Annotated in this window: 24 protein-coding genes and 1 pseudogene; 15 read left to right on the plus strand and 10 right to left on the minus strand. The window is 61.4% G+C overall.

The genetic code is table 11. From position 1 onward, the window contains the following. The first annotated feature begins 185 nt into the window (after positions 1-185). From EXE63_RS21865 to EXE63_RS21925, 14 genes are all read left to right on the plus strand, one after another. The gene (locus EXE63_RS21865) at positions 186-1,577 is read left to right on the plus strand and encodes a Rieske 2Fe-2S domain-containing protein (protein ID WP_011891538.1); all 1,392 of its coding nucleotides are present in this window, start codon (positions 186-188) and stop codon (positions 1,575-1,577) included. Next, positions 1,574-2,116 carry an aromatic-ring-hydroxylating dioxygenase subunit beta gene (locus tag EXE63_RS21870; RefSeq protein WP_011559073.1) on the plus strand — a complete coding sequence of 181 codons (543 nt, stop codon included), beginning with the start codon at positions 1,574-1,576 and terminating at the stop codon, positions 2,114-2,116. Before EXE63_RS21865 ends, EXE63_RS21870 begins: the two co-directional genes overlap by 4 nt. 106 nt (positions 2,117-2,222) lie before the next feature. Next, positions 2,223-2,990, plus strand: coding sequence for an alcohol dehydrogenase catalytic domain-containing protein (locus tag EXE63_RS21875; protein ID WP_234904216.1), 768 nt, complete (start codon positions 2,223-2,225; stop codon positions 2,988-2,990). Beyond that, positions 2,990-3,253, plus strand: a complete 264-nt coding sequence (locus tag EXE63_RS33055) for an MDR/zinc-dependent alcohol dehydrogenase-like family protein (RefSeq protein ID WP_234904217.1) — start codon at positions 2,990-2,992, stop codon at positions 3,251-3,253. The genes EXE63_RS21875 and EXE63_RS33055 overlap by 1 nt, the downstream gene beginning before the upstream one ends. Before the next feature lie 52 nt (positions 3,254-3,305). Continuing rightward, positions 3,306-4,559, plus strand: a complete 1,254-nt coding sequence (locus tag EXE63_RS21880; RefSeq protein WP_168143665.1) for a CaiB/BaiF CoA transferase family protein — start codon at positions 3,306-3,308, stop codon at positions 4,557-4,559. Beyond that, on the plus strand, positions 4,556-5,722 hold the full coding sequence (locus tag EXE63_RS21885) for a thiolase C-terminal domain-containing protein (protein ID WP_168143666.1): 1,167 nt from the start codon (positions 4,556-4,558) through the stop codon (positions 5,720-5,722). The genes EXE63_RS21880 and EXE63_RS21885 overlap by 4 nt, the downstream gene beginning before the upstream one ends. Positions 5,723-5,758: 36 nt before the next feature. Beyond that, complete coding sequence (locus EXE63_RS21890) at positions 5,759-6,217, plus strand: Zn-ribbon domain-containing OB-fold protein (protein ID WP_168143667.1); 459 nt, start codon at positions 5,759-5,761, stop codon at positions 6,215-6,217. Next, on the plus strand, positions 6,204-7,250 hold the full coding sequence (locus EXE63_RS21895) for an FAS1-like dehydratase domain-containing protein (RefSeq protein ID WP_168143668.1): 1,047 nt from the start codon (positions 6,204-6,206) through the stop codon (positions 7,248-7,250). The genes EXE63_RS21890 and EXE63_RS21895 overlap by 14 nt, the downstream gene beginning before the upstream one ends. Before the next feature lie 30 nt (positions 7,251-7,280). Further along, positions 7,281-7,478, plus strand: a complete 198-nt coding sequence (locus EXE63_RS21900) for a ferredoxin (RefSeq protein WP_036348106.1) — start codon at positions 7,281-7,283, stop codon at positions 7,476-7,478. A gap of 247 nt (positions 7,479-7,725) precedes the next feature. Beyond that, the gene (locus EXE63_RS21905; RefSeq protein WP_168143669.1) at positions 7,726-9,141 is read left to right on the plus strand and encodes an aromatic ring-hydroxylating oxygenase subunit alpha; all 1,416 of its coding nucleotides are present in this window, start codon (positions 7,726-7,728) and stop codon (positions 9,139-9,141) included. Then, positions 9,138-9,692: a 3-phenylpropionate/cinnamic acid dioxygenase subunit beta gene (locus EXE63_RS21910; RefSeq protein WP_011767849.1), complete on the plus strand. Its 555-nt coding sequence runs from the start codon at positions 9,138-9,140 to the stop codon at positions 9,690-9,692. The genes EXE63_RS21905 and EXE63_RS21910 overlap by 4 nt, the downstream gene beginning before the upstream one ends. A 99-nt stretch (positions 9,693-9,791) precedes the next feature. Further along, positions 9,792-10,235, plus strand: a complete 444-nt coding sequence (locus tag EXE63_RS21915) for a cupin domain-containing protein (RefSeq protein ID WP_168143670.1) — start codon at positions 9,792-9,794, stop codon at positions 10,233-10,235. Between the two features lie 94 nt (positions 10,236-10,329). Beyond that, positions 10,330-11,223 (plus strand): NAD(P)-dependent oxidoreductase, encoded by an 894-nt coding sequence (locus EXE63_RS21920; RefSeq protein WP_168143671.1) that lies wholly within the window; start codon positions 10,330-10,332, stop codon positions 11,221-11,223. A 147-nt stretch (positions 11,224-11,370) separates the two neighbouring features. Next, positions 11,371-11,934, plus strand: a complete 564-nt coding sequence (locus EXE63_RS21925) for a MarR family winged helix-turn-helix transcriptional regulator (RefSeq protein WP_168143672.1) — start codon at positions 11,371-11,373, stop codon at positions 11,932-11,934. Between the two features lie 104 nt (positions 11,935-12,038). On the opposite strand, the gene phtC is transcribed toward EXE63_RS21925, so the two are convergent. The 7 genes from phtC to EXE63_RS21955 all read right to left on the minus strand — a co-directional run bounded on the left by phtC (position 12,039) and on the right by EXE63_RS21955 (position 18,372). After that, the gene (gene phtC, locus EXE63_RS21930) at positions 12,039-12,788 is read right to left on the minus strand and encodes a 3,4-dihydroxyphthalate decarboxylase (RefSeq protein ID WP_011767986.1); all 750 of its coding nucleotides are present in this window, start codon (positions 12,786-12,788) and stop codon (positions 12,039-12,041) included. Positions 12,789-13,387: 599 nt separating this feature from the next. Continuing rightward, entirely contained in the window at positions 13,388-14,356 is a 969-nt protein-coding gene (locus EXE63_RS21935; RefSeq protein WP_168143673.1) for a DODA-type extradiol aromatic ring-opening family dioxygenase, read from the minus strand. A gap of 19 nt (positions 14,357-14,375) precedes the next feature. Further along, on the minus strand, positions 14,376-15,605 hold the full coding sequence (locus EXE63_RS21940) for a Gfo/Idh/MocA family protein (RefSeq protein ID WP_168143674.1): 1,230 nt from the start codon (positions 15,603-15,605) through the stop codon (positions 14,376-14,378). 38 nt (positions 15,606-15,643) lie between these two features. Further along, on the minus strand, positions 15,644-16,156 hold the full coding sequence (locus EXE63_RS21945) for an aromatic-ring-hydroxylating dioxygenase subunit beta (protein ID WP_168143675.1): 513 nt from the start codon (positions 16,154-16,156) through the stop codon (positions 15,644-15,646). A gap of 2 nt (positions 16,157-16,158) precedes the next feature. Beyond that, positions 16,159-16,419: an SRPBCC family protein gene (locus EXE63_RS33060; RefSeq protein ID WP_234904221.1), complete on the minus strand. Its 261-nt coding sequence runs from the start codon at positions 16,417-16,419 to the stop codon at positions 16,159-16,161. Positions 16,420-16,639: 220 nt separating this feature from the next. After that, the gene (locus tag EXE63_RS33065) at positions 16,640-17,473 is read right to left on the minus strand and encodes an aromatic ring-hydroxylating oxygenase subunit alpha (protein WP_234904222.1); all 834 of its coding nucleotides are present in this window, start codon (positions 17,471-17,473) and stop codon (positions 16,640-16,642) included. Next, on the minus strand, positions 17,473-18,372 hold the full coding sequence (locus tag EXE63_RS21955) for an alpha/beta fold hydrolase (protein WP_168145704.1): 900 nt from the start codon (positions 18,370-18,372) through the stop codon (positions 17,473-17,475). The genes EXE63_RS33065 and EXE63_RS21955 overlap by 1 nt, the downstream gene beginning before the upstream one ends. 357 nt (positions 18,373-18,729) lie before the next feature. On the opposite strand from EXE63_RS21955, the pseudogene EXE63_RS33070 reads away from it, so the two are divergent. Next, positions 18,730-18,882, plus strand: a pseudogene (locus EXE63_RS33070) (hypothetical protein); the annotation flags it as partial. A 235-nt stretch (positions 18,883-19,117) separates the two neighbouring features. Here the strand turns inward: EXE63_RS33070 and dmpG are convergent. The 3 genes from dmpG to EXE63_RS21970 are packed head-to-tail and all read right to left on the minus strand — an operon-like array spanning position 19,118 to position 21,923. Next, the gene (gene dmpG, locus EXE63_RS21960) at positions 19,118-20,167 is read right to left on the minus strand and encodes a 4-hydroxy-2-oxovalerate aldolase (protein ID WP_011562978.1); all 1,050 of its coding nucleotides are present in this window, start codon (positions 20,165-20,167) and stop codon (positions 19,118-19,120) included. Further along, positions 20,164-21,111, minus strand: coding sequence for an acetaldehyde dehydrogenase (acetylating) (locus tag EXE63_RS21965; RefSeq protein ID WP_011562979.1), 948 nt, complete (start codon positions 21,109-21,111; stop codon positions 20,164-20,166). The genes dmpG and EXE63_RS21965 overlap by 4 nt, the downstream gene beginning before the upstream one ends. Further along, complete coding sequence (locus EXE63_RS21970; RefSeq protein WP_041310550.1) at positions 21,108-21,923, minus strand: 2-keto-4-pentenoate hydratase; 816 nt, start codon at positions 21,921-21,923, stop codon at positions 21,108-21,110. Before EXE63_RS21970 ends, EXE63_RS21965 begins: the two co-directional genes overlap by 4 nt. Between the last annotated feature and the right edge of the window lie 10 nt (positions 21,924-21,933).

The following is a 21,933-nucleotide window of genomic DNA, read 5'->3' on the forward strand; positions in this document are numbered from 1 at the left end:
CAGATGGCGGGATTGGTGGACCAAGGGCCGCGACTGTCGAGAAGAACCCTGTTCGGTTGGAGTCCTGGGTGGCAGACGTCGGTCTGCGAGGGGATGCCGGCTGATACCGCCGTTACCGCGGTGGCCTAAATAATAGCTTGCAAACAGTTATCATCCTATGTAAGCTTCCGTGTGGTGTAGCCCACATGAGTGCTCACGTTCTAGGGGCACAAATCGATAGGAAGGTGCGCCCGGTGGATTCGATGGCGCCTGATGCGACGACAATGCGAACATTAGAGAATGCGCGCGGCTCCATCCTAAAGGGTCGCCTCCCTGCGTCTCTCATCGCTAATGCAGCGCTTTACGAGCTTGAATTGAAGCGAGTATTTGGTAGGACCTGGCAGTTTCTCTGCCACGAAGACGAGATCCCCAATGCGGGTGACTATGTAGTGCGCTACATCGCTGATAACTCAATTATTGTCGCGCGGCAGCAGGATATGACGATTCGGGCGATGTCGAACTCGTGTCGGCACCGCGGCACGCTGCTTTGCCGAACCGAGTCTGGGAATGAGTCGGCGTTCCAGTGTCCGTACCACGGTTGGACCTATCGAAACAACGGTGATCTCATCGCGATACCTGCGCAGCAGGCAGTGTACGGTGCTGCGTTCGACAAGAGTCGGCTAGGGTTGCGCGCTCTGCCGATGCTGGACTCGTACGCGGGCCTTGTCTTCGGGTGTGTGTCGGATGAGGCGCCGGGACTGGATGAGTACCTCGGGGACATGCGCTGGTATCTCGACTTGATGATGAAGAAGAGCCCGGCCGGCCTTGAGGCGTGGGGTGCCCCGCAGCGTTGGGTGATTGACGCGAACTGGAAGACCGGCGCCGATAACTTTGTTGGGGACGGCTATCACACGGTCATGACGCACCGTTCGATGTGTGAGCTGGGGTTGTTACCGCCCGATAATGTGGCCGTTTCGCCGGCCCACGTCAGCCTATCGGGCGGGCACGGGGCGGGCGTTCTAGGCGCACCACCCGGCATACCCGCACCGCCGTACATGGGCTATCCCGAGGAAGTCGTCTCCGGTCTCAGCGAGGGTTACGGCGATGACGTCCATGGCGAGTTGCTGAAACGGACGATGTTCATTCATGGCAATGTGTTCCCGAACTTGTCCTTCTTGAACGCCTTCATCGCCAAGGACGGGGAGTCTATGCCGGTGCCCATTCTGACCTTGCGGCAATGGCGTCCCTTGGACGCAGCGCGTATGGAGGTGTGGTCGTGGTTCTTCGTGGAGCGCAACGCGCCCGAAGAGTTCAAGCAGCAGTCGTTTGAGACTTATGTTCGGACGTTCGGGGTCGGGGGTGTCTTCGAGCAGGATGACGCCGAGATATTCCAGGCTATTACCAAGGGAACACGCGGCGAGTTGGCTGGTGGTGTGGAGCTGAACCTGGAGATGGGACTGGACAATCTGGCTCCTGATCCAACGTGGCTGGGCCCGGGACGACCGTTGGCCAGTGGCTACGCCGAACAGAATCAGCGCGAGTACTGGAAGCAGTACTTCGACTATCTGGCCACACCGAGAAGGGATGAGAACGTATGACGACAACGGTGCCGCAGGATCCACCTCAGGCTGCGAGGGTTTCGCGCGACGTGCGCGAGGAAATCGAAGACTTCCTTTTCGACGAGGCCGATCTGTTGGATCGCGATGAGTTCGAAGAGTGGCTGGAATTGCTGGCACCGAATGTGCACTATTTCGCGCGCGTCCGTCAGACGCTTCGCAGAGCAGGTGGCCCGGGGTTCTCTGAGCGCTCTATGCACCTGAGTGATAACTACACGAGTCTGAAGATGCGTATTCAGCGGCACCGAACGTCGTCGGATTGGGCTGAGGATCCTCCGTCGCGGATCCGGCACTACATCACCAATGTCAGGGTCAGGTCTGGTGAGGACGGCGATGAGTACCGTGTGACGTCGAATGCGTTGCTGGTGCGCACGCGCGGGGACGAAGCCAAGGCGGAGACAGTTTCTGCCGAGCGCCGAGACATTATTCGTCGCGACGAGACGGGTTTGAAACTGGTCCAGCGCGAGATCCTGCTGGATCACACCACGTTGCCCACGCACAACCTGTCATTCTGGATCTAAGGTGCCGGTGAGCTTGACATCATTACGGCGGCGCCTCCGCCGAAACTCCGGCCCACGAACGTTGTGGCCGAGCGAATTTGGGTCTGTCCTTAAGGTAGGCCGGTAGGTGCGCGCAGCTATTTATCACGGTCGCGAAGACGTGCGGATTGAAGAGCTTCCCGACCCGAGTCCACGTGCGGGCGAAGTGGTCATCGAGGTGGCCCGAGCGGGGATCTGCGGCACAGACCTGCATGAGTACATCGCCGGTCCGATGCATGCTGCGCCAGGGGTCGTCATTGGCCACGAATATTCCGGGACGGTGGTCGGCGTCGGGTCCGGCGTGCGCGAGTTCACCGAAGGTGACCGAGTCTGCGGCGTCGGCGTTTTCGGCTGCGGTGAATGCGGCTTCTGCAAACAGGGCGCTGAAGCACTCTGCGGAGCAGTCGGTTTCATCGGCTTCGCTGTCAACGGAGCGCTTGCCCGCTACGCGTCGTTGCCGACGAAGGCGTTGTTTCGCATCCCGGATGAGATCAGTCTCGCCGAGGCTGCCGTCGTTGAACCGATCGCGTCGGCGTACCACGCTGTCCGCCGTAGCGGGTTGGCAGCGGGTGGGACCGTCTTCATCGCCGGCGCTGGCCCGATCGGCCTCGCCCTGGTGCAATTCTCACTTGCCCAAGGTGCGACTCAGGTCATCGTCAGTGAGGTTTCGGCGACGCGCCGCGTTGCCGCCCACCGGGTCGGGGCTACGCGCGTAATCGATCCTCTGGCGGAGGATGCAGTTGAGGTGGTTCGGACGTTGACGAACGGAAACGGCGTCGACATCTCCTTCGACGCTGCGGGCGTACAACCCGCGCTTGATGCGGCGTTGGGCGTGCTGCGCCCCGCGGTCGATTGATGGTCGTGGCGATTTGGGAGGCCCCGGCCGGTATCGACATCAATCGAAGCGTCATGCGCGAAGCCAATATCGGCTTTTCATTTTGTTACGAAGCGCAAAGGCAGGTCCCGGCGATTCTTGACTTACTAGCTACGGGGGCGATCAGCCTCGGTGAACTGATCACCGACGAGATCCCGTTGGATGCCGTGGTCAGTCAGGGTCTCGAGGAACTGCGCGTCAACCGCGATGCACACGTAAAAATTCTGATCGACCCATCGGCATAGCACGACCGGTATCGCGCCGTCGATTGTCACGCCGCCCCACCAAAGGAGTTAAGTGTCCGCGAATATGGAGAGTCTGTTCGACGGTCTGACAGTCCTCGAGCTGGGGCACGTGATCGCGGCGCCTTTCGCTGCCTCGCTGATCGGCGACTTCGGAGCACAGGTCATCAAGATCGAAGACCCCGGCTCAGGCGACATGTTGCGTAGGTCCGGTCCGAGGAAAGACGGAGTGCCCCTCTGGTGGAAGTCCGCGGCCCGGAACAAGTCAAGCGTCGCTATCGATCTGCGTCTCCCCGAGGGGCAAGCGCTCGTGCGCAAAATGGTCGAACGCGCAGACGTGGTGATCGAAAACTTCCGCCCGGGAACGCTTGAGCGCTGGGGACTGGGATGGGAGGAACTGCACGCAGCGAACCCGCGGCTGATCATGTTGCGGATTTCTGGGTACGGCCAAATCGGCCCGGAGAGCGCAAAGCCGGGATACGGACGGGTCGGCGAGGCCATGAGCGGAGCGGTACACATCACCGGGCATCCTGACCGGCCACCGACGCATTTCGGTTTCTCCCTCGGCGATGTCACGACAGGAATCATGGGTGCATTCGCTGTTGCCGGAGCACTGTTCAAACGCGAAGCGATCGGGGATCGCTTCGATGGGGAATGTATCGACCTGGCTCTCTACGAATCACTGTTCCGTGGTATCGACTGGCAGGTCATCCTCTACGACCAGTTGAACTTTGTTGCCGAGCGTCAGGGCAATCAGTTCCAGGTCAGCCCGTCACCGGTGTCAGACACGTATCTCAGTGGCGATGGGGTGTGGTACACCGTGGCGACCGGCACAGTTCGGTCAGTGCAGAGCCTGCTCGAACTGCTGGGCGGCACGACTCTGCGCAACGATCCGAAGTACGCGACTCAGGAACTGCAGATGTTGCACCGCGAGGAGCTCGGCGAGATGGTTCGCCAGTGGTTCGCCGAAAACAACTCCGATATCGTCGAAAAGGCCTGCGCGAGCTCCGGTGTCGTGGCTGCGCGGATCTTCACGCCGGCAGAGATGTTCTCCAGTCCCACGTTCGCGGCTCGCCAGAGCCTGGTCGAGGTCGCTGACCAGGAATTGGGTCCGGTCCGCGTCACCGGGGTGGTGCCGAGGTTGACGAACTTTCCCGGATCCGTGCGCAGCACTGGGCCCGGTCTCGGGATCCACGGCAAAGGGGTGCTGACCGAGTGGCTCGGCATGGCCGACTCGGAGTACGAGGCGCTGGTATCGAGTGGTGTCGTCGGGGCGGTCGACGTTGACGGAGAGGTTCCCGGGCATTGAGTTCGCTGCGCGACAAGGCTTGCATCGTCGGCGTTGGTCATACGGCCTACCGTCGTGATGGCACTGAGTCGGCAACGGACCTTGGCCTGCAACTCGAAGCGGCCCATGCCGCGATCGTGGATGCCGGGTTGTCGGCTGGCGAGATCGATGGGCTCATCTGCCCGATCAACGGTGGCACGGCCGAAGATTTTATCGCGAATCTCGGCCTGACGCATGTTCGTTACGCGGTGACTTCCCATACCGGAGGCGCGGCAAGTGTGGCGGGTCTGGCAACTGCGGCGATGGCGGTTTGGTCGGGCGTCGCGCGGCATGTCCTCATTCCCGCGGGCTGGTGTGGGTACTCAGGTCCGCGTGCCCGCGGGATGGCATCGAGCGCGGACATGGCGATAGGCAAGGTTGTCCGGGATTATTACGCGCCACAGGGCGCGGTGTCGGCCGTGCACCAGTATGCGCTCGTGGCCGACCGATACGTCCGCAAGTATGACGTGCCGCCTGAAGCGATGGGGGCGGTGGCAGTCGCGTTTCGTGCTAACGCGCAGCTCAACTCGAATGCGGTGATGTGCGGCCGTGAGCTGACGATGCAGGAGTATCTCGACGCTCCACCGATCAGTACGCCGTTTCGTTTGTTCGATTGCAGTCTGGAGACCGACGGCGCAGCGGCGGTGGTGGTATCAGCGGCCGATCGTGCGGCTGACAGCCCGCACCGGCCGGTGTTTGTGATGAGTGTGGCCGAAGGTCGCCCATTTCCCGTCGATGAGTTCGCCAACAGGGCCGACCCATTGGAGATTGGGCTTGCCGAGGCGGCGCCGCGCGCATTTGCCGACGCTGGTGTCACCCCGTCTGACATCGATCTGCTCGAGGTTTACGACAGTTTCACTGTCAACGTGTTGCGGCAGATCGAAGCGGCCGGGTTCTGTAAGCCAGGCGAAGCAGCGGATTTCGTTCTCGACGGATGTATCGCCGCTGACGGTTCGTTGCCCACGAATCTCAACGGCGGTTTGTTATCCGAAGCCCACGTGCAAGGCATGAACAATCTGGTCGAGGCGGTGCGGCAGCTGCGCGGTGGTTTACCGCAGCGGCAGGTCCACAATGCGGAGTTGGCGGTAGTGACCGGTATGGGCGGCGGATGGGGTTCAGGTGCTCTCGCGATATTGCGTCGGTGACAGCGTTGTGACTGGCCGGTTCACAAGGGGACCGATGTGACACGAACGGGACCGGATGTCGCAGCACCGCCGTTGCCATCCCTGGAGGGTCTCACGGCCCAGTTCTATGAGCATTGCCGACGTGAAGAGCTGTCGTTTCAGCGTTGTTCAGGGTGCGGCCGTTGGCGTCACGTTCCTCGCCTGACGTGCGCGCGCTGCGGCAGTGACGCTTGGTCTTGGCAGAGGTCGTCGGGCAGGGGAGTGGTATTCAGCCACACGGTTATTCACCGCGCGCTGCATCCCGGGTTCGACCAGGCCGTCCCGTTCGTGTGCGCCGTCGTCGAAATGGATGAGGGTGTGCGGATGGTGGCACGGATGGTGGGCGTAGTTGCCGACCGGACGGCGATGCTGGTTGATGCGGCCGTCGAGGTTGTCTATGTGCACGTCGCCGATGATGTTGTGCTGCCGGCATTTCGGCTGCCCGCTGCGGAAGTGCGGGGCGATGACCGCCGCTGACGAGTTACGCGATCGTGTCGGTGAGAAGATCGGATTCCGGGGCGCCGACTCGGTGACGCAGAACGACATCCGCCGCAAACTGGAGGTTTTCACCTTTTCCTGTCCGCTGCATGACGACGAGGCGGCAGCGAAGGCGAACGGGTACCTCGGCGTTGTGGCCCCGGTGACGATGACCCCGCTGTGGGGGCTGCCGCCGTATTGGGCACCCGGACAGCCCAGTCCCTATCTGGTCGACGGGCAGGAGATGACGGGCAACATCACCGACACGCTGGCTCTGCCGTTCAGCCGATCGGTCAACGTCAGCAGCGAGTGGCAGTACCACGCACCGCTGTACTTGGGGGACAGGTTGCAGGGGACTACGACGATCATCTCGGTAGAGCAGAAGCGCACCCGGGTGGGTACCGGAGTCTTCCTGCAATACGAGTCGGAGTACGTGAAGGTTTCGGGAGAACTGGTCGCGCGCAACCGAAATACCGTCTTCAACTACGTCCCAGACGACGCCTCCAGGCCTGAGCCCGGCACTTCGGCCCGCGCCCAGCAGGGCGACCGAGGTCGGAGCCCACGCCCCGTCGACGATGCCGATACCGGTGTCGATTGGAACACGCCACTCGAGTTCGACGACGTTACGGTCGGTGCGCAAGTGCGCGGGCCGGCCTTGGCCCTGACTTACCAGCGCATGGTGATGAACATTGCCGCGGATCGCATGTTTTCCGGGATACACCACAGCGCCGCGGCCGCTCATGCCGCGGGGCTTGCCGACATCATCTTCAATACTCGTGGCCTGGAAGCCCTTTTCGAGACCGGGCTTCGTCGATGGATGGGCCTTCGCGGCAGGTTGGTGCAGCTGGGTCCGTTTAAGATGAGTGCCTCGGTTCACCCGGGCGACGTGGTGCAGGCGCGATGGACGGTGACCGGCAAGCATGCGCAGGCCGGCGCAGACGTCGTAGATCTCCAATTCGGTGTCTTCGCCGGGGATCGGCAAGCGGCGCAAGGGGTTGCCGCCATTCATCTCAACGGCAAAAAGCAATGCTGATCAGAGTTCTGTAGGAGAAGGAGGGTTCCGATGAGTGTTATCAAGGCGGACGTGGAGGTCTGCCAGGGCTACGCGAACTGTGTCGTTGCAGCGGCCGACGTCTTTGACATCGGTGATACGGGAACTGTTGTCATTCTTGATGACACGGTAGCCGAGAGCGATGAGGCGCGGATTGTCACTGCGATTCGCAGTTGCCCCGTCTCGGCTCTACGCCTCGAAACGGCCTGAGTGAGACGGCCGTGAACGGCGCAAGTATCAGGGGGTCGGATGCATGGTGGAGACGAGTCGGATCGTCGAATGTCCTTGAGTCTCAACCGACATGAGTTCTCGTGTATTGCATCCTCAATCAGGATCTGGCTCCACTTCCACTTCGACGCGTGAGATCGGTGCCCGGCAGACGCGGTGACGGTTTGTGGTGATTTGAGTTACGGCTGTCTCGGGGTGATTCGGGCATTACAGCAAGGGAAAGGTACCGATGACGTTAAAAATGAGTACTTCAGGCGGTTCGGACACGACCGCTCGTAGTCTCGTCGATGTCGATCGCGGGGAGATCAGTCGGGAAATCTTCACCGATGCTTCGATTTTCAACCGTGAGTTGGAGTATTTGTTTCCGCGGAGCTGGTTGTTTGTGGGTCATGCCACGCAGGTGTCTGCGCCGGGTCAGTTCTTCTCGTCGAGGATGGGCTCGGATCCGGTGCTGTTGACCCGTGACGCTCAGGGTGGTGTGAATGTCTTGCTCAATTCGTGCCGACATCGGGGTATGGCGGTGTGTCGCTACGACGAGGGTCGCGCGCTCCAGTTCACCTGTCCCTATCATGGCTGGTCGTACTCGATGGACGGTTCGCTGGTGTCCACCCCGGGGGATTTGCACGGTGTGCCGCAGCAGGGCATGGCCTACGGCAACGGCCTTGACAAAGCGGCCTGGGGACTTGTCAGGGCTGCCAAGGTGCACAATTACAAGGGCCTGGTATTCGCGTGCTGGGATCCAGCGGCCCCGGATTTCGATGAGTACGTCGGGGGCTTTCATCATTGGCTGGATAACCTGTCTGATGCTTTTGATGGCACCGAAGGTGGTACCGAGGTGTTCCGTGGGGTGCAGAAGTGGCGCATCAAATCGAACTGGAAATTCGTGTCAGAGAATTTCTTGGGCGATACCTATCACGGGGCGACGACCCATGCCTCGGTTGAACAGGTGGGCATCGGGCCGGGTGGCAGAAATTCACGACGTCACGGTGAACGACAGGATCAGGGTGGTTTTTCGAAGGGCCGTGTGAAGACGTCGTTTCGGATGGGCCATGGCGCGTCGGACAATCTGGCGTATGAGATTCCCTATCCTGAGTTCGCCGAAGAACCGGCCTTGAGTGAGTACTTCTCCCAGGCGTGGGCGGTCCGCAAGGAGCGACTGCAGGCGCAGGGCAGACAGCTCGGTGGTCGTGGCCCAGCGACGATGTTCCCCAATATGTCGTTCTCCGCCGGTTTTCCGCGGACGATCCTGGTGTCACACCCGATCAGCCCCACCGAAACCGAAGTGTGGCGGTGGTACCTCATCGACAAGAACGCACCCGATGATGTACGTGACTGGCTGCGCCGCTATTACATGCGCTACTCGGGTCCTGGAGGGATGACGGAGCAAGACGATATGGAGAACTGGAATTACGCGACGCAGGCCAGCCAGGGCGTGATAGCCCGGCGCTATCCCTACAACTATCAGCAGGGTCTCGATATGGAAACTCCCAGTGCGCTCGACCAGGCTGTGCATTCTCACCACCCCATCGCAGGCGAGGTGAATGCACGCGCCTTTTACCGGCGATGGGCCGAGTTCACCGACAACCTCTCGTGGCCTCAACTCATCGAACTTGCCAAATCCGACGAGAGAGCCGCACGGTCGTGAGTGCAACGGGCGGTGAAATTTCCACGAGGCAGGATGCGGTAGAGAAGTTGCTGCTTCAGGCCGAAATCGCCGATTTCCTCTATCGGGAAGCCGACCTGCTCGACGAACGACGTTACTCCGAATGGCTCGGTCTGCTCACCGAGGACTACGAGTATTCCGTTCCCCTGCGGGCGAACGTCGCCTACGACGACCTCGCGCAGCTGGAGCAGACTCAGGAAGGTCACGACATCTGCTGGTTCGACGAGAAAAAGGAGACCGTCGCTTTGCGGGTGGAGCAGCTGATGACTGGCCTGCACTGGGCCGAAGAACCCGTCTCGCGAGTGTCACACCTGGTTACCAACGTGCGTATTGAAGGAGTAGACGGCGCGGAAGTCGATGTGAGTTGCCGGTTCCTGGTGTATCGAAACCGGGTCGCCGATGAGACTGATTTGCTGGTCGGCCGGCGCAAGGACCGGTTGCGCCGCGTCGCCGGTGACTGGCAACTGTGCCGTCGCCGGCTACTCCTCGACCAAACAGTCTTACTCGCTAAGAACCTGTCGATCATTCTATGAAGCCGGACCGTGTCCTTGAACCCTTGACCTTCAGCACGGCAAAATATATTCTTCTCTAAACATATTTGATGGGTCGCGACCGATGAGGGGGCAGCTGGATTGTCTACTTCGCTCCAACCGAAGCGGCGTGCCGATGACGTGACCGCCCTGAAAGTGATGACAGAGGAAATGCGCCCGCTTCTCGTCGGCGACGGCTACCAGATGTTCGATGTGCGCGCACCTGAATCATCTGGACCGCCTCCGCACCAGCATCCCTGGGATGAAAGCTATGTGGTGCTCGAGGGCGTGCTGTGGGTAAGCCGCGGCGGCGAAGAAGCGACCCTGCAGGTGGGTGAGGCGATTCGAGTGCCGGCCGGCGTCGTGCACGCCTATCGCGTTCTCTCTGACGGCGCCCGGTGGATCACGACCTCGTCTACCCCGGGCGGCGCGCTGGATTTCTTCTCCGATGTGGATGCCGCGTCCAACGGCCCCGGCGACGTGAGAGCCCTCATCGAGGCCGCGAAGCGAAACAGGGTCGAATTCGCCGATCCGGCATTGCAATAGCCGTCATTTTGATTTCTCAGCACGCACACGGCGCCGTGGTATGCCAAAAGTGTTGACAGCCGGCGCAGAAGGTGGCGTTGGGCCGGCTGCTGTCATGAGGCGGGTCGGCGTGATCGGTCTGGGCGGCATGGGTTCCGCGCTGGCGGCGTCGCTTCTCGCGACGGACCATTCGGTGGTTTGTTTCGACATTCGGCCCGACGTGTTACGCCCACTTGTGGAGCTAGGCGCCGAGGCTGCTGCGGACGCGCGTGAGTTGGCCGGCGCATGTGATGTCGTTTTGACGTTCCTCCCGGGGCCGAGTCAGGTGCTGGAGGTGGCGCTCGGGTCGGAGCGAGGTGTCCTGGCCGGCCTTGCCGACGGGGCCGCCCTGCTGGATATGTCGACCTGTAATCCCGAGGTTGCAGCGATCATCGGTCAGGCCTACGACGCGGCTGGGAGGCGTTTTGTCGATTGCCCCGTCAGCCGAAAGGCGCCGAACATGACCGTTCTGGTCGGAGGGCCAAGCGGGGTGCTCGGCCCTGATGCCGATGTCCTCGCCGCCGTCTCGCGCACCTTGGTGTACTGCGGCCATCGAGGTGCGGGATATGCCACCAAGCTTCTCAACCAGCACGTCAAGTACAGCTGGTATCTCGCTTCGGCGGAAGCCCTCTTAATCGCTGAGGCGATGGGATTGAATGCCGGCGAGGTAGCCGACGCGATCGCGGAGTGCAGCGGGGGGGACTCGGGTCTCAGGACGGCGGCGGCGTACTTCCGCCACGACACCGAGTCAGTTAGGAACCGCGCCCCCGCTAGCACCATCGAAAAAGATTCCGCGCTGGCTGAGAAAATGGCGACGACCGCCGGTATCCGCAGCAGAACGCTCGCCGTCGTGGTGGACTTCTTCCAAACCGTCGGCGTGACGCCCTTTCGAAAACGCCCCTACCCCGAGAGTGCAGAACTCCTTCAACAAATCCGTTCGATGGCTCCCATGGCCGGACCTACGTCGTGACGGTACGACGCAGCCTGCTGTATTGACAGTGATTTATAGGCGGCAGAATGTTCACATGCGGAAAGTAAGACAACCGTTCATCTGCCGGTACGATCACCATCGGTAAAGCTGCCTGCTCAGCCGGCGACTCAAACAGCTAAGGGACTCATGAGTACCGAGAATTTGACGATGGCCGCACAGGTCGCGGCCAAGACCCGCGAAGCCGGACCGGATTACGACCCCTTGTCGCTGGCGCTTCCGCTCGCGCTCTACCGTGCCGTAACGGCGTTCGGTCGGGTCGCCGCCGAGGAGTTGGCCCCGGTCGACCTTTCGATGAGCCAGTTCAACGTCCTCACCGTCCTCAAGCGGGCCGAGAGGCCGATCACGATGGGCGCACTAGCGGACTCTATTTCCGTACGCCAAGCCAGCCTGACGAGTGTCGTCGACAGCCTGACCAAGGCAGGCTTTGTCACACGCAAGGTAAATCCCCGCGATCGCCGTTCGGTGGTGGTCACCATATCGAAGAAGGGCAATCAGTTCTTGACCGAGTTTCTGCCCGGTCACTACGACTTCCTGCAGACAGTATTTGCCGGTATCAAACCGCGGCACAGACAGCAGTTGCTTGCACGACTGGATGAACTCATCGATTGTTTGGAGGCATATCCGACCGACACGCAAAAGGCGATCCGCAGCTCGTTATCGCAGGCCGCCGCAGGCCAGACCAGGCCATAGCCGAGTTGCCTGACTCCTTACCGTCGCACCGCGATATCGGCACCAGCGTTACCTCCGCCATCAGCTCGGCCAGCATGGCCGCGCCAGTTGTCCCGCAGAACTCTCTAGGACCGATGGTTTTCCAGGCGCCCCAGCTCATGACGCCATGCGATGGTGTCGTTTAGTGCGTTACCGAGATCTGGAAGCTCTGCAGCGTCATCGTCTGTCAGTTCAGCCAGAGCGCCACCCGCAGAAGCGATCTGAAGCGACAAACGCGAGATGGTGTCGACGCTGATCGCCTGTATCACCGCCCGCTCGACAGTTTCGGCAACGCTAGTGAGCCCGTGCGCGCGGAGAATAACCACCGGTCGATCGCCCATGGCAGCAACCATTTCCTGGGCGAGTTGCCGATTCCGCAACAACACTCCCCGCGGATACACGGGCACGCCACCCGCGGCAAGCCGAAAACCAGGGATGTCGAACGCTCCGACGATCGGTCGGACAGCCAGACCGGCGAGATCGGCGGCAACTACCGCTGCGGGATGCGCATGCACCACAGCATTGACATCGCCTCGGGCGCGAAGCACCTCGGTGTGCAGCGGCAACTCGTTCGGGGGCTGGTAACCGTCATCGAATTCTCCCGCGGCACCCTCGGTGCCGTCCAACGTGACCAAACGGATGTCCTCTGCGGTGGTGAACGCTAGCCCGCGCTCCCGGGGACCGCGGCATCGGATCAGCAGCCGATCCCCGTCGACGCGCAGGCTGATGTGGCCGAGGATGCCTGGCGCCAAGTCGCGCGCCGCGAGGACGCGGCAAGCAAGCGCGATCGCCTGTCGTTCAGGGTCGAAACCCGTCCCCGAAGTGGTGGAGCTCATCGGCAGCTCAGGGTTTCGGTATCGGCGCACTCCGTGGAGGCGATAACGACGTCCGCAGATGCTCCGCGCAAAGCGCGATGAGCGCTGCCGGGCACGATTATTACCATCGGTCTCACTTCCGTCTCGTCCGTCTCCGTTGGGCGGCGGTTGCCGGGGGGCAACGAAGCTGAAGCGGCGCCAGGATGAACCTGGTGGCGACGCCAGTGCAGGAATCATCGGCGCTCATTACCCAACACCGCACTACGAAGCGATCACCGGCTGCACAGCGATCCAGTGCCGGGACTCAAGCGCCCGGGCATCTTTTTGGTAGAAATCAACTCTGTTATACAGAGATTATGGTTCATGTGCCGTCGAGTCAACGGGTAAGATCGTCGGCGACTTGCCGATAAGCCGCCAGCAACATCGTGTGGGTGCCAATGTCGGTGTGGGTCGTCTCCTGAAGGCCATTCTGGCTTCTGGTTTCGTCGATGAATCGATCGCCGTAGGCAGCGACGCGCCACCTGAACAAGCGTCCGCCGAGCGATCGGGCGGCGGATGAGTGACCCCGCCATGTCAGCACATCTGCGCCCCGCTTCAATTCGCCGTGGGGAGTGCGTGTTTCAACCCTGAGAGGATACATCGTCCGGGTCACTATTAGTCCAGGCGACGGCCATTCCCATCAGGGCGCGGGGAATGGGCTCATAGACGCTGGCCCACGGGGTGTTGCCGCCGACGGCGCCGACAGCACATATCCACGATCTCAGCTCGATGTTGCCACTGTTGAGCAGGTCTTCGCTGGTCAGTTTGCTCAGCTCGTAGCCGTTTCCGGTAGCAAGGCACTTCAGGGTGCGGCGATCGAACTCGTCGTCGATTGAACCGTGAACGTGCGGCCCATGGTAGGCAGCCCACGGATAGCCGGCAGTGAAGTGTGACAGCCCACCGGACGCGTAGAGACCTATCCTCTCGTCTGCAGGGCGGCGTGACCGCACGGCGTCGGCGATTGCGCGGCCGAGCGCGAAGCACCGTTTGGGCGATAACGACGGCGTGTGCACGGCATTGAGGAATACCAACACCACTGGGATTGGGTGGTCTCCAAGGATATTGGCCACAATCTCGCCATGGGCGTGTGAGTGCAAGGTGGTCTCACGAAAATCGGTGACTGCGGTGACGTCGAATCCGGCCTCGACAGTGTGCTCACTCAAGTCCTTACTGAGCTCGGGCGAACTTTTCCAAAACCGCGCGTCTGGCAAGAAGCGGTCAGACACTGTGAACCCCTCTCCGGTGTGGATGGCTATCTGGGGCAGTGCCGATCCGTCGAAGTTTTCGTTTTGGTCGTCACCGATGATGATCAGGCAATCCAGTCGGTCTTGTCTGATGCTGTCACGCAGCCTTTGAAGCCCGTTCTCGATGTGCGCGTAACGCGCCGCAGCGTCGTCGAATGGTTCTTCGTCTTTCCTCAGGCGAGGTGGGGTCTTACCGCGTCGCAATGTGTAGCTTTGCCTGTTCTTTATGCGGAAGCCTTCCCACCTGGGAGGCGGGATGAAAGTGAAGGCATGGGACGACGCGTAACCGGCTACAATCTCACCCACGATTTCTCCTCATCTGAAGTCACAGCGATACCTGGTGGGAGAGAACGACTTCGCGTGCTTCGTGGGCTGACTGCAGGATGGCGAAACATACTTCTAGCGTCGCGCGCCCCCAGCGACCGTCGTGCTGAACAGGGCGGTCCTCAGTGATCGCCCGATGTAGTTCAGCCAACTCTGCGGCCCTGCCCCGCATGGTGCGCGCGACCGGTATTTCCTGCAATCCGTTCTGCCCGTACACCACCAGCCCGTCGGGCGACTGCCTGATCGCGCCGCGTTCGCAGGAAACCACGGTCAGGCCGAAGTAGGGGTGGTGCACAATCTCTCCGGGGGCGGAGTAACCCCAGAGCTCCTGTGACTCTTCGGTCGTCGTCGCAGCACCGTAGCGGCCCTGCTCCTTCTGAGCTTCCAGTGCGACTTCAAGTTGGTCAGGGTTCTGACTGAGCGCAGCGAAGTTATTGGCTACTCGCTGGTTGGCTTGGGGGCTGCGGCGGCCGCCGTCCTCTGCCACCCACGAGTGCAACTCCGCGACATCGAAAAACGCCCTCGCGTCATAGACGAGCGTGGCGGAAGCTCCTGATTCGAATCCGAGATGACAGGTGTATCCCCCGACGCATTCCCGGACGTCGTCCCAAAGTGTCGACGCACGCACTGTTCTGGCCACACCGCCGACTATCTGCCGCACGATATCGACCTGGTGGGGCCCCTGGTTGAGAACTGGCCCGCTGGTCGAGCGCAACTCCGAAGTCGGCCACGGTCGCCGATTGAAGTCATTGAAATTCCAGGTGTTCACCATGAGCAACTCGCCGAGATCGCCACTGCGTACAAGTTCGGCCATCGCTCGCACCGGCGCGTCGAAGCTGTGTGTGTGGCCGGCCATCAGCTGCACGCCCGCCGCCTGGGCCGCCTCAACCATTGCAGTGCAATCGTCGACCGACATGGCCAACGGCTTTTCGACGATCATGTGTTTTCCGTGACGTGCGGCCATCAGGGCATGCTCCCGATGCAGCTCGGGAGGGGTGGCGATGTAGACGACGTCCACGCTTGGATCGGCACACAGTTGCTCTGCGTCGGTATAGGTGTGGCCTGCGAACTCGGTGGCGAAGCGGGCGAGCGAGTGTGATCGGGTATCCGCAGCCGCCACAACCCGATACGGCAGCGTCGACATGTCCGGGTACTGCTGGAAGATTCTGGCGACTGCCTGACCGATTCCGAGAAATCCCAGGCCGAGCTCGCGTGAAGCGACATCTGTCATGTGTGCGACCTAACTGAGAGCTAGTGAACGACTGGGCATTAGAAGAAGATCGAAATCGCTCGTGGCAGAACGCTATGAGCCAGGGTGATGACCCGGGCGGCCAGCAGCAGGCCCGAGTGCTTGTCTCGGCGTAGAACGTCTTGTCGTTTGCCGATAAAGAAGCTTTCGTGGCGTTCATGGCGTACGAGAAACACCATGACGCTGGATCGGACGCTGAACTCTTGATCGGACACATCGGTGACCAGGATGTCGCTGACAATGCGCTGAGTGATCGTGCGTGGAGTTTCCCCGGGAGCGAGCCCAGTAGCCAGCCGGGCAATTCTCAGCTTCAGCGATTCGTAGTCGTCGTTGAACAACAGAAACGGCGGTAGGCCGTCATCATCGTCGACCGGATGCGTGCTGGACTCTGGGAATGGCATCGTGTATCTGACATCCGGCGCCAATAAGCCCAGCCACTCGTCCAGCCGCCCATCATCGAGAAGCATGGTCTCCCGCGCATAGAATTCGTTTATTCGCAGCCGCAGTTCCACGTCCAACTGGCTGGTCTCCATGGCTAGGCCGGCTCCGTCATAGTTCGGTGCCAGTGCCGATAGAACTCGCGCTGATAGGCTTCGCTGATCTGCGGCCTGACATTGCCGGGTAACTCCGCAACCAGCGACTCCATTGGTTCGACGTCCTCGCCGAGTGAGTAGTTGAACGGCACATCCCGGGCGACTCCGGTGTCAAGGGCGTCAGACAATCGTTCGAAGTTTTCGTGATCATCGGGCGTCACGAGACCGGCCGCCGATTGCCGCTGACTCAAGACGAAGACCATACGTTCCTTGACAGCACGGGGCGCGGAGCTTTCCACCAAACACCACTCCCAAACCTCGGTCAACCGCGGTCCCGAGGCTGCCACATGATGAATCCCCGACCGTAAAAAGCCGTGCCCATGCCAATCATGCTGAAGTTTGGGAAGATATTGGCTACGTGAAAGCTGTAGGGCTGCACGGGGGATGTCGCCAACCGCTCGTCTTGCAGGCGCTGCCGCTCGGTTAGCCAGTCGACTGCTTCGGTACCCAGCGTTTCGGCTTGGGCGAGATCGTCCTGATAGAAATTCTTACCGACTGCCAGTTGCAGCAACCCATGGGGCGCGCAGCCGTCGAGAACCACGCTGTAGTGCTGCCCTCGTCTATCGAAAAGTTGATGCGGGCAGTCTGCCCAGCTTTCGACAGTGCGGAAACCGATCCGTGAGTGGCAGCGAAGTGATACTGGTCGCCGCCGAAGTTCTCGGCCAACAACTTCCAGTTGACGGGCATGAGGTAGCGGTGCAGGCCGGGAACGACCTGCAGGCCGTTGGGGTCACAATCGAGTAGAAAGTTGTCGAGGTACCACAGCAGGCCCTCCCCCAGATATTCTTCCAGCGGCGGCGCCGACTGATCCCAGCAAGCAAAGATAAGTCCTTTGTAGGTAGCTACCCGGGGGGAGACGAGGCCCATGCTGGCCTTATCAAACTGCGGCCCGTAGGCGCTCTCGGCTAGCGGAACACTGCGCAGCCGTCCGGCAGTGTCGTAACTCCAGCCGTGATAGCTGCAGTGAAAGATGTTCGCGTTGCCCATGTCGAACTGACAGACTTTATTGCCCCGGTGCCGACATTTGTTCAGCAGCACACGAACACGAGATTCCTTGTCCCGGCATACGATCACGGCGTCGTCGGCCATATAGGTTGTGCGGAAGTCACCGGGCTTGGGGATCATGGACTCGTGGCCGACGAAAAGCCACGACCGCTTGAAGATGGAGTCGAGTTCCCGCTGGTACACCGCCTCGTCGTAGAAGGCCGAGGAGTCTATCGGCAGCGCCGAGCCGGTTTTGGAACCGATTGTCTCCATCAACGTTGCCCTCGGGACTCGCGATCACCTTGAAGATAATTGGTGAGGATTTGGTTGAACTCTTCCGGCCGTTCCCACTGCGGCCAATGGCCACAATCCTCCATCAATGCGAATTCAGCGCCGGGAATTAGCTCGGCTGCCCGCCGTCCGAATTCCACCGTCGCCGAGGGATTGTGACTCGTCCACAGCACGAGCGTGGGCCTGGTCAAGCTGGTCAATCGCTCAGCCGTGAGATTGTCCTCAGCAGTCGCCGCTGAGGGCGGCGCCGTCGCGTTCGTCAGTGCCGACCGCGATTCTTCGCTCTGGTAAAGCGCCCACCGCAGCGCCACCAGTTCATCGGTCAGGTCGCGGTCAGGGTGGTGGAAAAGCCACGCCATCCTCTCCCGCACATTCGCCGGACTCGGGTCAGCCAGGAATTGCCGGGTGACCCGGGCAAGCTCTGCGCGCCCGGCAGCGGTGCGAGCCTCGGCATCGGCGCCGACCTCTAGCGTCAACCGCGCGCCGCACACGTAGATCAACCGGTCGACACGGTCGGGATGTTCCAACGCAGTCCACGCCGCGATCCAACCTCCTAACGACTCGCCCACCAGGTGGGCTCGGTCGATGCCTTCCTGGTCCATGTATCCGAGTAGGTGACTGACATAGTCCTTACGCTTCGGGGCGACCTCACAACCACTGGTGAGACCGTGACCCAACAGGTCCAGCGCATGCACTCGGAAATGACGCGACAGCGCCGTCACATTGCGGGCGAAGGCTTCGGCGTGACCGCCTCCCCCGTGCATGAGAATGAGGTCCGGACCTTCCCCTGCCTGAATTGTCCTGGTACGGACGCCGTCGACATCTACGAAGCGTGTTTCCGCTCCAAGCAAGCTCACCCAGATTGAATCATGTTGGAGCAATTTCGAGCTTCCTCTCGGCGAGCGGACAATATAGCCATGTGTATCATACATTCCTAGAATGTCCAAAGATGGAAATTTAGGGTTCTGTGTAAATGCCCTCATCCCATCGACGGAACCGTGCACACGTCGACCCGCCCCAGGCCAACTCCACGCGGGGTGTAAGTGGTCGCTCGATCGCGCCCGAGGCTGCCTGGTCGGACTGGAAAATGACCTGTGAGCCTGCGGGGGGCCGAGGAGTACTACGGAGGGGATGTCGGTACGGCACTGTGCGTTTCGGGTCAGACGGCGGCTTCGAGGGGACCCGGATGCCGTAGCGGCGGGTTGGGCGATGGGATTGCGTCGCTTGCGTTCCCTGTGTTGCACATGCAGGGAATTCTCGTCCCCGCCGCCGCCGGCGGCGTCGGCCTGGTTATCTCTGCCTACGAACAGCGAACGCACCTAGGACAATTACGTCTGACCCGCAGCGACGACCTGACACCCGCGCTCTACACTCAATGTCGGTGCAGCTAGCCGCGGCGGCGCGCACGCCTCTCGTGTTCACACACACCGGGCCGTCAGATCATGATGAGAAGCACACGCATGCCTCGCGGCCTTACTCACACGCGACTCGGAGACACATCCTCTGTGCCCGGTCCGCCAAGCGTCGTAATCGGCTCGACGGATGTGACTGACATCTGATTCACGAAGTCTGCTGCGCAGCAGCCTCTTCGGCAAAGGAGATGCCTCGCGCCCAAATCACGACATGCTATCGGCGTAAGTTCTGTTGTAGATCGAGCGCGATGTCGGGGATGAGGTCTTCCTGTCCTCCGACTAGTCCGCGTTCGCCGACCGCGAGCAGGATCGCACGAGTGTCGAGGCCGTACTGTTTCGCGGCGGCTTCGGCATGACGCAGGAAGCTCGAGTACACGCCTGCGTATCCCAGGGTGAGGGTCTCCCGGTCGACTTGGACCGGCCGATCCTGCAGCGGTCGGACGATGTCGTCGGCGGCGTCCTGCAGCCCGAAGAGATCACAGTTGTGCTTCCAGCCATGGAGATCGGCCACGGCGATGAACGGCTCGATCGGGCAATTGCCCGCCCCGGCGCCGTGACCGGCCAGCGAGGCGTCAACCCGGGTGACACCTTCCTCAACGGCCACCACGGTATTGGCCACCGACAACGACAGATTTTGGTGCGCGTGAATGCCGATCTGCGTACCGGCATCGAGCACGTCGCGATACGCACGCACCCGGTCCCGGACACTGCCCATCGTCAACCGCCCACCGGAATCGGTGACATAAACGCAATGCGCGCCATAGGATTCCATCAGCTTGGCCTGGGCAGCCAGATGTGAGGGTTCGGCGAGGTGCGACATCATCAGAAACCCGGAAACATCCATGCCCAGTTCGCGGGCCGTTCCGATGTGCTGTGCCGAGACATCGGCCTCGGTGCAGTGCGTTGCGACCCGGACCGAGGTCACCCCCAGTTTGTAGGCGTGCTCGAGTTCGCGGACCGTCCCGACCCCAGGCAACAGCAGAGTCGTGAGTTTGGCGCGGTGTACGACGTCTGCGGCCGCTTCGATCCATTCCCAGTCGGTGTTGCTCCCGGGACCGTAGGTCAGGCTGTGCCCGGCCAGGCCGTCACCGTGGGTGACTTCGATGGCGTCGACTCCGGCAGTGTCGAGTGCGCCTGCGATCGCCGCGACCTTCTCCGGACTGATCCGGTGGCGCATGGCATGCATACCATCGCGCAGTGTGACGTCCTGAATGTAGAGCGCCGCACCCTCAGTCGCATGGGGCCGGCTAACCGTCTCAGTCATCGCGTGGCCTCCTGCACAGTGTTCGCCGCGATCCGCTCGGCCACCTGTAGTGCCGCCGAGGTCATGATGTCGAGATTGCCGGCGTAGGCCGGCAAGTAGTGCGCGGCACCCTCGACTTCTAGGAAGACCGCCACCTTCCACAGCCCGGGCCCCTTGTCGACTCCTCCGGTCAGGGTCGCGACGGACTCGGCGTCGTCGAGCTGGGTGAACTGCACTTCCTGTTTGAGTCGGTAGCCCGGCACGTAGGCCGACACCTTCTCCACCATGTCTATAACCGACTGCCTGATGCGGTTCTGATCGGGATCCGTCACGAGAGCCAAGACGGTATCGCGCATGATCAACGGTGGCTCCGCGGGATTGAGAACGATGATCGCCTTGCCGTGTGCTGCTCCGCCTACCTTTTCGATTGCCGCTGAGGTGGTTTGGGTGAATTCATCGATATTCGACCGTGTTCCCGGACCCGCCGATTTCGACGCGATCGAGGCGACGATCTCGGCGTAGTGCACCGCCGTGACCGATGAGATCGCCGCGACGATAGGGATCGTCGCCTGACCGCCGCAGGTGACCATGTTGACGTTCGGCGCACCCAAGTGGTCGTCGAGATTCACGGCAGGCACGACGTAGGGACCGACTGCAGCGGGAGTCAGGTCGATCAGCCGCTTGCCAAAGGTACGCAACGCTTCCTCGTTGACGAGATGCGCTTTCGCCGACGTGGAATCGAAGATGATGTCGATCTCATCGAATTCGGCGTGCTCGATCAAACCCTGCACACCGGTGTCGACTGTGCCGATACCCATCCGGCGGGCACGAGCCAGACCATCCGACGACGGGTCGATGCCGACCAACACAGCGATCTCGACGTTGGTCGCCAACTTCTTCAATTTGACGACTAGGTCGGTACCGATGTTGCCCGAACCGATGACTGCGACCTTGGAGTGACTCATGGCTTACCGGCCTCGCTCGAAATGGTCGTGAATCTGGCAGTGACACTGCCGATTCCGGATATCGTTGCCGTATACGTCGATCCGGCAGTGACAGGAACCATCGGTCCGAGCGCACCGGAGAGGATCACGTCGCCTGACCGCAACGGCGCCCCATACTCCAAGCTGGTCGCCGCCAGCCACGCCAATGCTTCCCACGGACTACCCAGGCAGTCCGCCCCCTTGCCTCGCGAGACCTCTGCTCCGTCTGCGCTAACGGTCATCGTGACCTCGGCGAGGTCGGGAGCATCGACTCGGTCCACTCGCTCCCCCAGCACGTAGAGTCCCGCCGACGCATTGTCAGCGACGGTGTCTGCGAGGCTGATGTCCCAGTTCGCCACTCTGCTGTCGACGATCTCGAATGCCGCGAAGACCCCGTCCACGAACTCCGGCGCCTGCTCAGCAGTGATCCGCTCGGCAATGTCGGCTCGAAGAACGAAGGCGATCTCGGCCTCGATCTTGGGTTGCAGCAAACGCGTGATGTCCACCGCGGTGTCGTTCGTACAATCCATGTCGTCGAGCAGCACCCCAAAGTCGGGCTGATCGACCCCGAGTTGGTGCTGCACCGCCGGCGACGTTAACCCAATCTTGCGTCCGATGATGCGCCTTCCCGACGCCAGCAGTACCTCAATGTTGCGAGACTGCACCCGATACGCGGCGTCGATGTCCTCCCGTCCGATCAGATCACGAATTGGCGCACACGTTTCGCCCGTCTTCGATGCCTGAGCGAGCCGATCGGCCGCTTCGCTGATCGCCTGGGAACACACCGATGTCATGACAACCACG

It is taken from the genome of Mycolicibacterium frederiksbergense (assembly GCF_012223425.1).
GTDB lineage: Bacteria > Actinomycetota > Actinomycetes > Mycobacteriales > Mycobacteriaceae > Mycobacterium > Mycobacterium frederiksbergense.

Bases quoted from the DNA above. Each gene is read 5' to 3' on its own strand.
- EXE63_RS21870 (WP_011559073.1), top strand. From the start codon at position 1,574: ATGACGACAACGGTGCCGCAGGATCCACCTCAGGCTGCGAGGGTTTCG.
- EXE63_RS21970 (WP_041310550.1), bottom strand. From the start codon at position 21,923: ATGACATCGGTGTGTTCCCAGGCGATCAGCGAAGCGGCCGATCGGCTC.
- EXE63_RS33060 (WP_234904221.1), bottom strand. From the start codon at position 16,419: ATGGTCTTCGTCTTGAGTCAGCGGCAATCGGCGGCCGGTCTCGTGACG.
- EXE63_RS21905 (WP_168143669.1), top strand. From the start codon at position 7,726: ATGACGTTAAAAATGAGTACTTCAGGCGGTTCGGACACGACCGCTCGT.
- EXE63_RS21945 (WP_168143675.1), bottom strand. From the start codon at position 16,156: ATGGAGACCAGCCAGTTGGACGTGGAACTGCGGCTGCGAATAAACGAA.
- EXE63_RS21965 (WP_011562979.1), bottom strand. From the start codon at position 21,111: ATGAGTCACTCCAAGGTCGCAGTCATCGGTTCGGGCAACATCGGTACC.
- dmpG (WP_011562978.1), bottom strand. From the start codon at position 20,167: ATGACTGAGACGGTTAGCCGGCCCCATGCGACTGAGGGTGCGGCGCTC.
- phtC (WP_011767986.1), bottom strand. From the start codon at position 12,788: ATGAGCTCCACCACTTCGGGGACGGGTTTCGACCCTGAACGACAGGCG.
- EXE63_RS21940 (WP_168143674.1), bottom strand. From the start codon at position 15,605: ATGACAGATGTCGCTTCACGCGAGCTCGGCCTGGGATTTCTCGGAATC.
- EXE63_RS21925 (WP_168143672.1), top strand. From the start codon at position 11,371: ATGAGTACCGAGAATTTGACGATGGCCGCACAGGTCGCGGCCAAGACC.
- EXE63_RS33055 (WP_234904217.1), top strand. From the start codon at position 2,990: ATGGTCGTGGCGATTTGGGAGGCCCCGGCCGGTATCGACATCAATCGA.
- EXE63_RS21865 (WP_011891538.1), top strand. From the start codon at position 186: ATGAGTGCTCACGTTCTAGGGGCACAAATCGATAGGAAGGTGCGCCCG.
- EXE63_RS21900 (WP_036348106.1), top strand. From the start codon at position 7,281: ATGAGTGTTATCAAGGCGGACGTGGAGGTCTGCCAGGGCTACGCGAAC.
- EXE63_RS33065 (WP_234904222.1), bottom strand. From the start codon at position 17,473: ATGGAGACAATCGGTTCCAAAACCGGCTCGGCGCTGCCGATAGACTCC.
- EXE63_RS21920 (WP_168143671.1), top strand. From the start codon at position 10,330: ATGAGGCGGGTCGGCGTGATCGGTCTGGGCGGCATGGGTTCCGCGCTG.
- EXE63_RS21895 (WP_168143668.1), top strand. From the start codon at position 6,204: ATGACCGCCGCTGACGAGTTACGCGATCGTGTCGGTGAGAAGATCGGA.